The organism is Fulvivirga aurantia, assembly GCF_009711475.1.
GTDB classification, from domain to species: Bacteria; Bacteroidota; Bacteroidia; order Cytophagales; family Cyclobacteriaceae; genus Fulvivirga; species Fulvivirga aurantia.
The window spans coordinates 1-13,956 of record NZ_SMMD01000889.1; the positions used below are offsets into that span (position 1 = coordinate 1).

Genomic DNA, 13,956 nt, shown 5'->3' on the forward strand with positions numbered 1-13,956 from the left:
TTATTTAATCAACCATTTGAATCATTTTGCAATTTTATATTGCATGTGTAAAACTTCTACACGTAACAGGTCAAAAAACTAAAGCAATTCGTTCGCAAGATTGGCTAACTCAGAGCGCTCACCTTTTTCTAATGTAATGTGCGAATACAACTCATGATTTTTTACACGATCGATCAGGTATGACAAGCCATTACTTTGAGAATCTAAATAAGGTGTATCAATCTGATGTATATCACCTGTAAAAATAATCTTCGTGTTTTCACCAGCACGTGTGATAATAGTTTTCACTTCGTGCGGGGTAAGATTCTGCGCCTCATCCACAATAAAACATATGTTTGATAAACTACGCCCTCTGATATAAGCCAACGGTGTAATCACCAGCTTTTCCTGGTTCACCATCTCTGTGAGCTTGGAGTATTCCTTATCGGTTTCGTTATACTGGTTTTGTATAAATTTGAGGTTATCCCAAAGCGGCTCCATGTATGGGTTTAATTTCGACTTTATGTCGCCTGGCAAGTAACCAATGTCTTTGTTACTCAGAGGTACAATAGGCCTCGCTAAGTATATTTGTTTGAAGTTTCGCTTTTGCTCCAAGGCCGCTGCTAAGGCTATAAGTGTTTTACCGGTACCCGCTACTCCCTGCATAGAAACAAGCTTTATTTCCGGATTGAGGATGGCATGTATGGCAAATGTTTGCTCGGCATTTCTTGGTTTTATTCCATAAACCGGCTTTTTTACAACATGTTCAATTTTCTCATTGAGAGGGTTGTAGTAAGCCAAAACTGACTTTTTACCACTTTTTAAAATATAGTAGCTGTTTTTAGTAGGCTTCTTTTTGCCTAAAACATCAGCCGGATCACAAGAGCCGTTTTCGTAGAGTTCGTTGATTTTATCTGGCGATACTTTGTCAGAGACCATTTTACCGGTATAAAGCGTGTTTACATTTTTCACTTTACCGGTATTGTAATCTTCCGCTGGTAGTCCCAACGATTTAGCCTTGAGTCTGAGGTTAATATCTTTAGTAACCAGGATAACCTTTCGGCCTTTCATTTCCTGCTGCAGTTGTAAAGCTGCATTGAGAATGCGATGGTCGGCCTTGGCTTCATCAAATACCTCGTTGGCATCTACCTTACTTTTGGCACCCATCAAAACTTTGAAGTCTCCTTTGTTTTTACTGCCATTTAGCGGATTCCAATCATGGAGCATTCTGCCATCAGCAAGTTTGTCTAACAAACGGGTAAACTCACGAGCCTCGAAGTTTTTTGTGTCGTTGCCTTTCTTAAACTGATCGAGCTCTTCGAGCACAGTGATAGGAATCCCTACATCATGCTCAGCAAAATTCATTATTGAGTTGTGTTCGTAGATAATTACAGAAGTGTCTAATACAAAAATCTTCTTCTCGTTATTCGCTTTCGCCATACCACTGGGGGTTAAAAAATAGAAATGAACCTAAGTAAAAATAGGTAACTTTTTTAAAGAGGAAAGTAGATTGATTAAGATTTTGCTAATTCTTCTGAATTAATTTTTCAGTGTATAAAGATCTTCTTTGTCACTCGGAATAATTTCTAACACATTGGCTAACACCATGAGTATCAGTCCTCTGGAGGCTTGGTATGTGTTGATTTTTGCGTGTTTTTTGTAAGCTTGGAGCGTAATCGACTGATTTTTGTCCAAATAATCCATCAGCCATTTTTCTTTATCACCAAAATTGAAGGTCACACTTTTCTGCTTGCGCCTGCGCTCGATAATCTCTTTAACCTGTCGGCTGGCTTTTATACTTTTATCTTCTGATCGCACAAAAAACTGCTTGGTTTTATCAGGTTGATTTAAGATATAATGCGGTTTACGCTCACTCGATGGTATATGATAAACAACCAATGACTCACTTTCTGTGAGTCGTAAAGTTTCCTGCTCAAAGGGTAGTTTGGGCCTGCAGTATTTTTCTATGGCCGTGTTCAAAGAAAATATGTGTTCATCAGGGTATTTTACCCCCGCCAGATCTCCGTCATCACTCACACCTACGAAAAGGTAACCTCCGTCTGTATTAGCAAATGCTACCAGTTCTTTGATTACCTTTTCCGGGTATTTAATTTTTCTTTTAAACTCAACGGTTTGAGACTCTCCACCACGGATAAGCCTCTTGGCCTCACTAAGTTCCATGGTTTTTGCTAGTTTATATATCGTCTTCGTAGCCCTCTTCATCATCTGCCCCAGGCATGGTAAACATACTGCTGAGCAGGTCTTTAAACTGAAGCCCTTTAGATAGAGAATGTTTACTAAGCATGCTGTATTCTGCCAGGCCATGTAGTGCAAACTCCATTAAAAATAGCTTGGTTTCTTTTTCACTCTTGCTATGGTACTTATCGACCAATTCAGCTAGCCCCGGCACGCTGGTAAGGGTTTCTTTATATTCCTTGTTGCCAAAGTCATGAAGGATATCAAGCATATTGCTATCGCCAAACCACTCTATAATTTTGTTGTAAGGATTATTGCCGGTCTTTTCTTTTCTCAACCGCTCAGGGTCTGGGAAGTAATTTACAAACTGAGTACGTATTGCTTTACCAACAAGGTTATGTGCCACTATACCAGGTCCTTCCTGCTCGCCTTCATATACGAGCTCAACTTTACCGGTAATAGAAGGTACTACCCCATAAAAATCAGAAATTCTTACAAATGTATTTTCATCATTTCGCAAAGATCTACGCTCTGCAGCACTCATGAGGTTTTCGTATGCAGAGATAGTCAGACGGGCTGAAACCCCACTTTTAGCATCTACATATTCGCTATCCCTGGCTTCAAAAGCTATTTGCTCAATTAAATCTTTGGCGATATTTACCACCTGTATTTTTTCTTTCTGAGCTTCTTTTATAAAAGCTTCCTGCTCTGTGATCTTACGAGCAACCTCAAGATCTTCAGGGTAATGTGTTATAATCTGGCTGTCGATCCTATCCTTAAGAGGAGTAACGATACTACCCCGGTTTGTATAATCTTCAGGGTTAGCCGTAAACACAAATTGCAAATCTAAAGGAAGCCTTACCTTAAAACCTCTAATCTGTATATCACCCTCTTGTAAGATGTTAAATAAGGCCACTTGTATTCTGGCTTGTAGATCCGGGAGCTCATTAATTACAAAAATGCCTCTATGAGACCGCGGTATGAGGCCAAAGTGAATCACTCTCTCATCACTGTAAGGCAGCTTAAGTGTGGCTGCTTTTATCGGATCAACGTCACCGATCAAGTCAGCAATTGACACATCCGGAGTGGCTAATTTTTCTGTGTAGCGCTCATCGCGATGCATCCAGGTTATCGGTGTGTCATCACCCTTTTCTTTTATAAGGTCTTTGCTGTAGCGAGAAAGTGGCCTTAACGGATCGTCATTTAATTCTGATCCCTCAACCACCGGTACATACTCATCAAGCAAAAGTGCCATGAGTCTTGCCAGTCTGGTTTTGGCCTGACCACGCAAACCTAACAGGTTGATGTCGTGCATAGATAGAATGGCTCTCTCCAGGTCTGGAATTACCGTTTCTTCATATCCCCAAATTCCTTTAAAAACGTTCTCTTTATTTTTTATTTTTTGAATCAGGTTTTCCCTTAACTCTTGCTTTACAGGTCTGGGTGAGTAGCCGGAAGCTTTTAGCTCTCCCAGGGTTTTTATCTTAGTATGGTCCATTAAAATTTCTTTCTTCTATTTCTTCTGTAATCTTCAAAAATAAGATGTCCGAGACCCTTTAGGCTGCTGTAGTAAGCGTTGCCATTATTCACTTCTGTAAATTCTTTTACAAAAGCCTTGAGATATGGATCTGAAGCAATCATAAATGTAGTGACTGGGATATTAATTTTTCTGCATTGCTTAGCCAGGTTTAATGTTTTACTCAAAATTTTCGGGTCGAGACCGAAACTGTTTTTATAATATTTTATTCCCTGCTTCATGCAGGTTGGTTTTCCATCAGTGATCATGAAAATCTGCTTGTTAGGATTTTTACGTCTTCTGAGCAAATCCATGGCAAGTTCGAGACCGGCTATGGTATTGGTATGGTATGGCCCCACTTGTAAATAGGGCAGGTCTTTAATTTCTATCTGCCAGGCATCATTGCCAAAAACCAATATATCAAGTGTGTCTTTTGGATATTTCTTTGTGATAAGCTCAGCAAGTGCCATGGCTACTTTTTTGGCAGGAGTTATTCTATCTTCCCCATATAATATCATCGAGTGTGAGATATCGATCATCAAGGCCGTAGATGTTTGTGTTTTAAACTCATGCTCCCTGACCTCTAAGTCGCCTTCAGTCATCATGAAGTTATCCAAACCATGGTTGATCTGAGCATTTCTCAGCGAATCGGTCATAGAGATTTGTTCTAAGGTATCACCAAACTGATAATCGCGTGTATCTGTACTCGGTTCATCACCCAATCCGCCAAAATTCGTTTTATGATCACCCTTTCTTGACTTTTTAAGCTTTCCAAAAATCTCTTCGAGGGCGCTGGTGCGGATATTTTGCTCACTTTTGGCTGTAAGCTCAAATGTGCCTTCCGGTGTTTGGTCTGAGATATAGCCCTTGTCTTTGAGGTCTTCTATAAAGTCCCCAATTCCATAATTGTCTCCTGATAAGTTATACTGCGAATCCAGGTTGGTGAGCCAGTTAAGCGCTTCGGATACATCACCAGAAGTAATGACCACCAATTGCATGAAAACGTCAAATAGCTTATCAAAGTCTGATTTATTTTCGTCCTTATCGGGTATATACTCTGTAAATCGGCTTCCTATCATCAAGTATTGATCAATGTGCTGTATTAGTTAAACCACTATTTATGAACCAATGTTCGCTGCTATCGTTTATAATTCCTAGAGCTTGTAAATTCTTTTTTCTATAAAAAAAGATTAATCGTATGGAAAAAAAGAAACTATTGTGGTACTTTATGAGTTCAAACTTCTGAGGAATATGTTTAAACACCTAACTGGTCTAAAAATGAAGAATGTTATAGTTGTCGCTTTAGTAGTTTTATTTGTATCAGCACTTGCATCTTGCAGTACTTATACATGCCCAACCTATGCTAAGGCTCCTGTTGATACTCAGGAAGTAGAGCAAGAAAAAGAGAATATTTAAGAATACCTTTCTATAAAATAAAAAAGCCTTATGTCTATCATAAGGCTTAATTTTTTGTCTTTTCCTCAATGCCTTAGGGCATCGTTCTGAAGATATAATCCCACAGCGGAGAAGATACCCCAAACGCCCTTTCAGGATTTTTATAATGATGGATGCCATGGTGTACCCATAACTTTTTAAAGATATTCTTAGGAGGTTGGTATGCGTGTACGATATAGTGTACAAACAGGTAACCTGCATAACCCATCAGAAAGCCTGGTAAAAAGCCATAAGTAAAATCACCCATAACGAGCCTGAATAAGAATAAAAGTATTGTCGCTATAGTAATGCTCATTATTGGAGGCATAGCCAGTCTGTCTTTATCCCGAGGGTAATCGTGATGTACGCCATGAAAAGCATATTGTAGCTTTTTTCGCAATTCTGTATAGGTGCTCATATGAAATATATAGCGATGCGCCAGATACTCTACAAGTGTAAAAGTGAGTAGACCTACAAAAAATAACCCCGTAGTGGTAGCTGCACTCGAGGCTGTGTTTACAATACTCCAATACAGTAAGCCTGCGGAGTAAATCGTAAATAAGATAATTGGTATAGAAATATGTGTACGAGACAATCTTTCTATAATAGGGTTGTCGAATAGTTTTTTGGTACCCTTATTACTAATCGTTGACTCTTTAGTGAATCCTTTGGCCATTGCGTGGTTTTTTTCTCAAAATTAAATTACGAATTTATTATTTAACAAAAATAAACGGAGAAATAACCGCTTATTTTATCAATTAAATAGGCTGTGCTTCTGTTTTTCCAGATAGTACACGCTCATACATCTGCTCATACAGAGGCATAACCTTACTGATGTCAAACATCTTAGCTCGCTTCAGTGCATTTGATTTAAACTTAGGAAGATTTTTTTCATCAAGTATCTTCAGCGCATTTTTTGTCATGTCATCTACATCACCAACCTCACTCATGAACCCAGTTTCGCCATGAATGTTTAACTCCGGTAAACCTCCCGTATTGGTAGAGATTACCGGCACCTCACAGGCCATAGCTTCAAGTGCTGCTAAACCAAAACTTTCCTTTTCTGAGGGCATTATAAATAAATCAGCTACCGATAAAACTTCTTCAACTGCTTCTAGCTTACCTAAAAATCTTATATCAGAGCAAGTGCCAAGTTCGCGGCATAGTTGCTCAATATTTGAGCGTTCCGGGCCATCACCTACAAGGAGTAGTTTGGCTGGTATCTCTTTTCTTATATTATGAAAAACACGGACCACATCGTCTACTCGCTTTACTTTTCTAAAGTTAGATGTATGCACCAAAAGTTTTTCGTCATCCGGGCATATGGCCTTTCTGAAATGCTCTTTCTTTTGTTTTTTAAATCGGTCAAGATCGATGAAATTGGGTATCACATCAATATCATTTACTATCTTGAAGTGCTGGTAGGTGTCTTTTTTCAGATCATCAGATACAGCTGTTACACCATCAGAGGCATTGATGCTAAAGGTGACTACAGGAGCGTAAGACGCGTCTTTGCCCACAAGAGTGATGTCAGTACCGTGAAGTGTTGTGATCACGGGAATATCGATGTTTTCTGTTTTCAGGATTTGCTTAGCCATGTATGCAGCAGAAGCGTGTGGTATAGCATAGTGTACATGAAGTAAATCAAGGCCTTCATGCTTTACTACATCAACCATTTTACTGGCAAGTGCCAGTTCATATGGAGGGTATTCAAAGAGAGGGTAAGTCCTGATGTCTACTTCGTGGTAAAACAGGTTTTCGTTAAAGAAATCTAAACGGGTGGGCTGAGAATAAGTAATAAAATGAATCTCATGCCCTGCCTTAGCCAGCGCTTTACCCAACTCTGTAGCTACTACACCACTACCTCCAAATGTGGGATAACAAACGATCCCTATTTTTATTCTGTCCATTAATTCAAATTTTCAGCATGCTGCTGTTGTTCCCAGATAGACTCATAAATGATGTCCTGAATCCTTGTACGAATATTATTTTTAATAAGTTTAGCATTGCTGGCATCCGGGTGAATTCTGTTTGAAAGAAATACATAGATCAAATCAAATTCAGGATCTGCCCATACTGCCGTACCGGTAAATCCGGTGTGTCCAAACGTTTTGCCACTGGCATACTCAGAGGTAGGTCCATACCACTCTCCTCGTAGCGGTTTGTCCCAGCCAATACCTCTTCTATTGTTGGCATATTGCTGTGCAGTAAACTTATCTAATGTACTTTCTTTAAAATACCTCAGGTTGCCATATGTGCCTCCATTGAGATGCATTTGCGTCATTTTAGCCATATCATTGGCATTGCTAAATAAACCTGCATGACCGGCCACACCACCTAATAATGCCGCACCCTGATCATGTACCATACCGTAAACAAGGGTTCTACGGAAATAGTTGTCATTTTCTGTTGGGGCTATCCTGTCTAGCGGAAATTTGCACAGCGGCAGATAGCTCATAGTCGAGAGGCCCATCGGGTCATAAAAATTCTGTTGAAGAAATACTTCCATGGATTGATTTAGCAGTTTTTCTACCAATCGCTTAACCATATAATAACCCATGTCACTGTATTTATAATCATAGGGTTTGTTAGGCTCTTTGGTTCTTAGTTTTGACTGTTTTACCCACTGCCACACAGAGTCTTGCATAATGTTTGAGCTGTATAAGCCTGTAGAAACCTGGTTAGGATAATTAGGCGTAAGCTCCTCTAGATAGAAGTCAGATCTATAGATAGTGTCTTTTAGTAGAGTTTGCTTCCAAAAAGGTAGATAAGGCCATAAACCAGCCTGGTGTGTGAGAATATCCCTGAAGGTCATGTTTTCCTTATTGGTGCCAGCAAGTTCAGGTAGATAGAGGGAGATTTTTTTATCAAGATCTACAAGGCCTCTTTCCTCTAAAAACATAAAGGCCTGCATAGAAGCGAAAACTTTGGTAATTGATGCTATATCGTAAATAGTTTCTGGAGTTACTCTTTTAATGCTATCGTAAGTGAAATGTCCATAAGCCTTTTCAAAAACTACTTTGCCATCTTTGGCAACCAAAACCTGACACCCTGGTGTGGCCTGGTCTGCAATGGCTTCATTTACAATCCTATCTATTTTATTTAGCACTTTGCTATCCATACCCACAGCCTCAGGGATCGAGTAAGCTAGTCGTTGATTGCTATTCGTTTTATTGGTCGTACCCGCTGTCAAAGTTTGGGAAATAGAAACCGGAAGTTTTCCTGCTGCCGGTATAGCACCGAAAATAGCTTCTGCGGCTAGTTTCTGTGTCATCTCATTATTATCGTAAAGACAGAGTACATTATTGAAATTTTCTAATGGCATCATCTCATAAGGTGACCCAAAATAACTGATGATTAATGTTGTTTTTTGGTCGACTACGCCCAGCATTTCAAGAGTTTTAGCATCGGGTATTTTTGTAAGACCTACCATCACATAATCATAAGCAGAAAGCTCTCTGGTAGAAAGTCTACTTATATTCTCAAACTGACTAAAAAAGGTAAACTTCTTTAGATACTCATTAAAGGTGTCTGTATTGCCTAAATCTATTGACGCAAAGTATTTGTTGTCTAAAATATCGACAGGGAGGCTTTGGCCCTCGTTTTTCACGAGAGTAACAGCATTCTCATAAAGTTTTCTTTTAAGTACTTCCAGCTGTGGAGCGTTGAGCTTTAAAGTGAGATTATCAGTATTCAGATCCTGTTTGTGATAAAGACCGGCTTTGTATTTAGCATTTAACACCTTCTTTACACTTACTGCAAGTTGCCTTTTAGCATCGCGGTCTTTTTTGATCAGCTTTTTTAATGATTTAATGGCTCCCGGCACATCTTGTGAGAAAAGTAAGACATCATTTCCCGCGAGAAAAGCAGCAGCTTCTACCGATTCATAAAGCCCTGCTACAGCTTTCATATTTAGCGCATCGCTAAAGACCAATCCATCAAAATTTAGTTCGTCATGTAGCAGATCTCCCGTAATTTTTGGTGAAAGTGATGCCGGGTTTCTGCTGTCCAGGGCATTAATGAGTAAATGGCCCGTCATAACACCACCCACACCAGCTTCAATTAGTTGAGAAAAAGGGTACAGTTCTGTTTGTTGCAATCGCTCTTTAGAGTGATTTATATAAGGTAAAGTTTTGTGAGAATCCTTATCTGTATCTCCATGGCCCGGAAAGTGTTTGGCAACAGCCAAAATACCATTGTCTTGCAAGCCATTCATATAGGCGACTGACTTTTGCGCAACCTGCTCCTTATTTTCACCAAATGAGCGAACGCCAATTACAGGATTATTTGGGTTGCTGTTGATGTCTACAACAGGCGCAAAATTTACGTGAGCGCCCACTTTTTTAAGTTGTTTAGCTATAAGCGCTCCCATTTGATAAATGAGCGTATCATTTTCGATGGCACCAAGAACCATTTGCTTAGGAAAACTTACCGTGCTATCGAGTCGCATACCAAGGCCCCACTCTGCATCCATACCTATAAGTAATGGCACATCAGAGAGGCATTGGTACCTGTTTACAAGTCTGGCCTGACTGTGAGGGTGACCTTGCATAAATATGAGGCCGCCAATTTTATGCTTTTTAATCAACTGGTCAATTACCTGGTAATGCTGCTCATTACCCCCCGAATAAGCCGCAACCATAAACAACTGGCCAATTTTTTCTTCAAGGTTTAAAGCGTTATAAACGCTATCTACCCACTCAGTTTGTTGTAGTTTGCTTTGGGCATTTAGAGTGCCTGCGATTAAAAAATATAATAAAAAGGCGCTAAAAACTTTTTTGATCATGCAGCCGTTTCTTTATGGATACAACGAATAAAAAATTAATTTTGTCTTCTGCTAAGATATAAATTTACATAGACCTTGTGTCGATATTAGCCGCAAGGCTTATGTCAATAAAAGAAAATATTTCTATGAAGCTCCCTTCCATTATAAAAACCCCCAAATATCAGCGATTTCATATCGAACCAAGATACTACGATCCTGTAAAAGAAGAAATCGAGCAGCGCACTGCAGATATAAGGCGCGAGCTTAAACTCGATAGCGGCAAATCAAAAGCCAGTGAGCAATCAGCCTCATCCAGGATTCGTGGCTCTTTTGTGATGAAACGTGCCAAAGCGAAGAGTGTGAATATGATGCAGATAGTCATACTTTTGTTATTAGTTGGTGGGCTGGTAGGTTATTGGTTTTTTGGAAATATCGCTTTATACGTCTTTTTAATGGTATCTTCTCTATTATTGTACTTGAAAGTGAAAGGGAAACTATAAAGAGACAGCTTATTGCATGCCAGATATTATTCGTCTTTTACCAGATTCTTTAGCCAATCAGATAGCCGCTGGTGAAGTAGTACAACGCCCGGCCTCAGCCATAAAAGAACTCCTGGAAAATGCCATAGACGCAGACGCCTTAGACATACGTGTAATTATAAAAGAAGCCGGCAAAACCCTCATGCAAGTAATTGATGATGGTAAAGGTATGTCGGCTACAGATGCACGCATGAGCCTGGAGCGCCATGCTACATCAAAAATCACAACCTCAGAAGACCTATTCAAAATCAGAACCATGGGCTTTAGGGGAGAAGCTCTGGCTTCTATTGCGGCAGTTTCTCAGTTAGAAATAAAAACTAAGCAGCGAGAGGCAGAATTGGGCACTCTTATTTATGTAGAAGGCTCTGAGGTGAAAAAACAGGAGCCAACAGCTACAGATGAGGGCACTTCAATTTGTGTAAAAAACCTGTTTTACAATGTGCCGGCCAGAAGAAATTTCTTAAAATCTAATGGTGTGGAAATGAAGCACATCGTAGATGAGTTTCAGCGTGTAGCGCTTGCCAATCCACAAGTGGCTATGTCTCTGTATCAGAATGATCTGGAGACCTATAATTTACACTCGGGCAAACTTAGCCAACGTATCGTTTCTCTTTTTGGTAAAAATTATAGAGAACAGTTAGCTGCTTGTCAGGAGGAAACGGATCAGATAAAAGTTCATGGTTATATTGGTAAGCCTGACTTTGCGAAGAAGACTCGTGGTGAGCAATTTTTCTTTGTAAATAATCGCTTTATCAAAAGCAATTACCTTAATCATGCCGTGATGAACGCTTTTGAGGGGCTGTTGCCTGAGGGTAGCTTTCCTTTTTATGTGCTGTTTATGGAGATGGATCCCAAACATGTCGATATAAATGTGCACCCAACCAAAACCGAGATAAAATTTGACAATGAGCGCGTGGTGTATGCGGTGGTGAGAGCAGCCGTGCGACAGGCGCTGGCTACACATAATATCACACCTGCACTGGATTTTGATGCGGATATCAACCTTAGTCAGAAACTCAATATACCTCGAGAGACAGTTAAGGATAAAAATTACGCACAATTTAAAACTACCACCTCACCGAGGGAGCAGTCAAACTTCGACAATTGGGAGAAGCTTTTTAGTGAGCATGAGGGCAGAGATATAAGACCTAGAGAGGTAAGTCGTGAGCCGGAGGAAGAGCCGATGACGCTCACTTTTGGTAGCGAAATGAATGCACCGGCCTCACCAGCAGAGCAGCCTGTTGAGAAGAGTACAATTTTTCAGTTGCACAATGGCTATATCATCACGCAGGTAAAATCCGGGATGATGATTGTTGACCAACAAGCGGCCCACGAACGTGTTTTATTCGAGAATTTCTTTCAAAACTTAGAACATCGATCGGGTGCATCACAACAAACTTTGTTTCCACAGACAGTTTCTTTAAACCCAAGTGACTATTCCGTTGTAATGGATATGGACGATGAGATGAGAGCGCTAGGTTTTATGATAGAACCGTTTGGAAAAACTGACGTATTGGTAAAAGGTATACCTGCAGATTTACCTTCTGGTAATGAAAAGGAAATTTTTGAGGGACTTATAGAGCAATACAAAAAAAATAAATCGGAACTTTCCATACCCAGGCGAGAGAATCTTGCCCGTGCACTAGCCAAAAGGAGTGCGATGAAGCACGGTAAGAGGTTAAGCGAAGAAGAGATGTCTGGACTTATCGATCAGTTGTTTGCCTGTAGCAACCCAAATTATGCGCCTAACGGGCAACGTACCTTTTATATAATGGAATTATCACAGATAGAAAATTACTTTAAGTAAATATGTTTAAACTCACTCCGGTAGTAAAAAACCTTCTTATCATCAATGTAGTTGTTTTTATACTTCAATCATTGGTTGCCAGTTTAAACTTCACTGGCATTTTGTCATTATGGAAGATAGGTTCCGAAAACTTCGCCCCATATCAGTTTTTCACCTACATGTTTGCTCACGGTGGTTTTGGCCATATATTATTTAATATGCTGGGCCTTGTGTTTCTGGGGCCAATGCTCGAGCAATTTTGGGGGCCGAAGAGATTTATAACATTTTACCTCATAACAGGTATTGGCGCAGGGGTATTGTACAGCGGCATCGAGTATGTGAGGATGAACGATTTGGAGAGTGATGTAGAGGCCTACGTAATTGATCCAACTCCCGACAACCTCAATGTGTTTGTTGATGATAATAGCCAATACTTTGGCCCGTCTATTTATGAGTTTATAACTGATTTTAGTAGACAACCAGATAACCAGGCGTATATAAACGAAAGTAAGTCAATAGTCAAAAGTCTGTATAACAAAGCCTTTAACTATGGTTCAATGTTAGGCGCTTCGGGTGCGATCTATGGTGTTTTAATGGCTTTTGGCATGTTGTTTCCTAACACAGAGTTGATGTTGCTTTTTCCACCTATTCCAATCAAAGCTAAATATCTGGTACTTATATTAGGTGCAATTGCGCTTTACTCAGGATTGTCGAGAAATCCGGGAGATAATGTAGCGCATTTTGCCCACCTCGGGGGTATGATATTTGCGTTCATCATGATTAAATATTGGCAAAGTCAAAGAAATAAGTTTTATTAGAAAATATGTACAGCGGAGGATTTAAAGAGGAATTTAAAAACGCCTTTAATAGGCCAAATAGTGCACATACCCAGTTGATAATTATCAATGTGGTGGTATTTTTATTTCTTGCACTACTGAGAGTTTTTGCCTCACTTTCTGGTTTCGAGCCTCTTTTTGAGGTGGTTTATGACCAGTTTACAATACCTCCAATATTTGGAGACTTTTTAATGAAGCCATGGACTATTATTACCTACGCTTTTGCACATAGTCTGTCAGATATATTTCACATTCTCTTCAACATGTTGATTTTTTACTGGTTTGCCAAACTCATTATCGAGTATTTGGGAAGCGATAAAGTAATCAGCCTTTATGTATTAGGTGCTTTAGCCGGAGGAATTGCTTATCTCCTGGTATACAATTTAGTGCCATTTTATATAGAAAGAAGTGGTTTTCCTGGCATGGTAGGGGCCTCAGCTGCTGTTTATGCAGTCACTGTCGCGGCAGCTACTCTAATGCCTAACTATACTTTTTACTTGCTATTTCTCGGGCCTGTTAAAATCAAATACATTGCGGCATTCTACATTGTGTTATCTTTTCTTGGATCAGTTGGTGCAAACGCAGGAGGTAATGTTGCTCACCTCGGTGGAGCACTTATAGGCTTTATATTTATCAAGCAACTACAAAAAGGAAATGACTGGGGAGCCTGGGTGCTAAGTGTTATGCGTTTCTTCAAAAGCTTTTTTGTAAAACAATCAAACATTAAAGTCAGCTATAAAAAAGAGAAGACTTCAAGTAAAAGAACTGCCAGAAAGAAAACTACGGTAACAAATTCTTCAGCTTCTTCAAATGCCTCTCAAGATGAGATAGACGCTATTTTGGATAAAATTTCAGAGAAAGGGTATGAAAGCTTGTCTAAAGAAGAGAAGCAAAAGCTTTTTAAT

The 13,956-nt window shown here is 39.7% G+C and carries 12 protein-coding genes; 5 read left to right on the plus strand and 7 right to left on the minus strand.

The features are described 5' to 3' along the window. Window positions 1-78: 78 nt before the first annotated feature. The 4 genes from E1176_RS15030 to E1176_RS15045 form a co-directional block, all read right to left on the minus strand. A complete protein-coding gene (locus E1176_RS15030) occupies window positions 79-1,419 on the minus strand; it encodes a PhoH family protein (RefSeq protein ID WP_155211499.1) in 1,341 nt (446 codons plus the stop codon). Window positions 1,420-1,518: 99 nt separating this feature from the next. Further along, the gene (locus tag E1176_RS15035) at window positions 1,519-2,160 is read right to left on the minus strand and encodes an AlbA family DNA-binding domain-containing protein (RefSeq protein WP_155211500.1); all 642 of its coding nucleotides are present in this window, start codon (window positions 2,158-2,160) and stop codon (window positions 1,519-1,521) included. 13 nt (window positions 2,161-2,173) lie between these two features. Next, window positions 2,174-3,673: a P-loop NTPase family protein gene (locus E1176_RS15040; RefSeq protein ID WP_155211502.1), complete on the minus strand. Its 1,500-nt coding sequence runs from the start codon at window positions 3,671-3,673 to the stop codon at window positions 2,174-2,176. Next, window positions 3,673-4,770, minus strand: coding sequence for a vWA domain-containing protein (locus E1176_RS15045; RefSeq protein WP_155211504.1), 1,098 nt, complete (start codon window positions 4,768-4,770; stop codon window positions 3,673-3,675). The genes E1176_RS15040 and E1176_RS15045 overlap by 1 nt, the downstream gene beginning before the upstream one ends. A gap of 172 nt (window positions 4,771-4,942) precedes the next feature. On the opposite strand from E1176_RS15045, the gene E1176_RS15050 reads away from it, so the two are divergent. Further along, window positions 4,943-5,107 (plus strand): hypothetical protein, encoded by a 165-nt coding sequence (locus tag E1176_RS15050; protein WP_155211506.1) that lies wholly within the window; start codon window positions 4,943-4,945, stop codon window positions 5,105-5,107. Window positions 5,108-5,180: 73 nt separating this feature from the next. Here the strand turns inward: E1176_RS15050 and E1176_RS15055 are convergent, their stop codons facing one another. From E1176_RS15055 to E1176_RS15065, 3 genes are all read right to left on the minus strand, one after another. Further along, window positions 5,181-5,801 carry a sterol desaturase family protein gene (locus E1176_RS15055; protein WP_155211508.1) on the minus strand — a complete coding sequence of 207 codons (621 nt, stop codon included), beginning with the start codon at window positions 5,799-5,801 and terminating at the stop codon, window positions 5,181-5,183. Between the two features lie 82 nt (window positions 5,802-5,883). Beyond that, on the minus strand, window positions 5,884-7,026 hold the full coding sequence (gene bshA / locus E1176_RS15060) for an N-acetyl-alpha-D-glucosaminyl L-malate synthase BshA (protein WP_185152832.1): 1,143 nt from the start codon (window positions 7,024-7,026) through the stop codon (window positions 5,884-5,886). An 8-nt stretch (window positions 7,027-7,034) separates the two neighbouring features. Next, entirely contained in the window at window positions 7,035-9,911 is a 2,877-nt protein-coding gene (locus E1176_RS15065) for a serine hydrolase domain-containing protein (protein ID WP_155211512.1), read from the minus strand. Window positions 9,912-10,012: 101 nt separating this feature from the next. Between E1176_RS15065 and E1176_RS15070 the strand changes: the two genes are divergently transcribed. The 4 genes from E1176_RS15070 to E1176_RS15085 form a co-directional block, all read left to right on the plus strand. Beyond that, on the plus strand, window positions 10,013-10,390 hold the full coding sequence (locus E1176_RS15070; protein ID WP_246206070.1) for a hypothetical protein: 378 nt from the start codon (window positions 10,013-10,015) through the stop codon (window positions 10,388-10,390). Between the two features lie 16 nt (window positions 10,391-10,406). Further along, window positions 10,407-12,236, plus strand: coding sequence for a DNA mismatch repair endonuclease MutL (mutL, locus tag E1176_RS15075; RefSeq protein ID WP_155211514.1), 1,830 nt, complete (start codon window positions 10,407-10,409; stop codon window positions 12,234-12,236). A gap of 2 nt (window positions 12,237-12,238) precedes the next feature. After that, entirely contained in the window at window positions 12,239-13,033 is a 795-nt protein-coding gene (locus tag E1176_RS15080) for a rhomboid family intramembrane serine protease (RefSeq protein WP_155211516.1), read from the plus strand. 5 nt (window positions 13,034-13,038) lie between these two features. Further along, on the plus strand, window positions 13,039-13,956 hold a 918-nt coding region (locus E1176_RS15085; protein WP_155211518.1), incomplete at its 3' end, for a rhomboid family intramembrane serine protease.

Excerpts from the sequence above, each read along its gene's own strand:
- E1176_RS15055 (WP_155211508.1), bottom strand. The coding sequence starts at position 5,801 with ATGGCCAAAGGATTCACTAAAGAGTCAACGATTAGTAATAAGGGTACC.
- mutL (WP_155211514.1), top strand. The coding sequence starts at position 10,407 with ATGCCAGATATTATTCGTCTTTTACCAGATTCTTTAGCCAATCAGATA.
- E1176_RS15030 (WP_155211499.1), bottom strand. The coding sequence starts at position 1,419 with ATGGCGAAAGCGAATAACGAGAAGAAGATTTTTGTATTAGACACTTCT.
- E1176_RS15065 (WP_155211512.1), bottom strand. The coding sequence starts at position 9,911 with ATGATCAAAAAAGTTTTTAGCGCCTTTTTATTATATTTTTTAATCGCA.
- E1176_RS15070 (WP_246206070.1), top strand. The coding sequence starts at position 10,013 with ATGTCAATAAAAGAAAATATTTCTATGAAGCTCCCTTCCATTATAAAA.
- E1176_RS15080 (WP_155211516.1), top strand. The coding sequence starts at position 12,239 with ATGTTTAAACTCACTCCGGTAGTAAAAAACCTTCTTATCATCAATGTA.
- E1176_RS15045 (WP_155211504.1), bottom strand. The coding sequence starts at position 4,770 with ATGATAGGAAGCCGATTTACAGAGTATATACCCGATAAGGACGAAAAT.
- E1176_RS15040 (WP_155211502.1), bottom strand. The coding sequence starts at position 3,673 with ATGGACCATACTAAGATAAAAACCCTGGGAGAGCTAAAAGCTTCCGGC.
- E1176_RS15050 (WP_155211506.1), top strand. The coding sequence starts at position 4,943 with ATGTTTAAACACCTAACTGGTCTAAAAATGAAGAATGTTATAGTTGTC.
- E1176_RS15035 (WP_155211500.1), bottom strand. The coding sequence starts at position 2,160 with ATGGAACTTAGTGAGGCCAAGAGGCTTATCCGTGGTGGAGAGTCTCAA.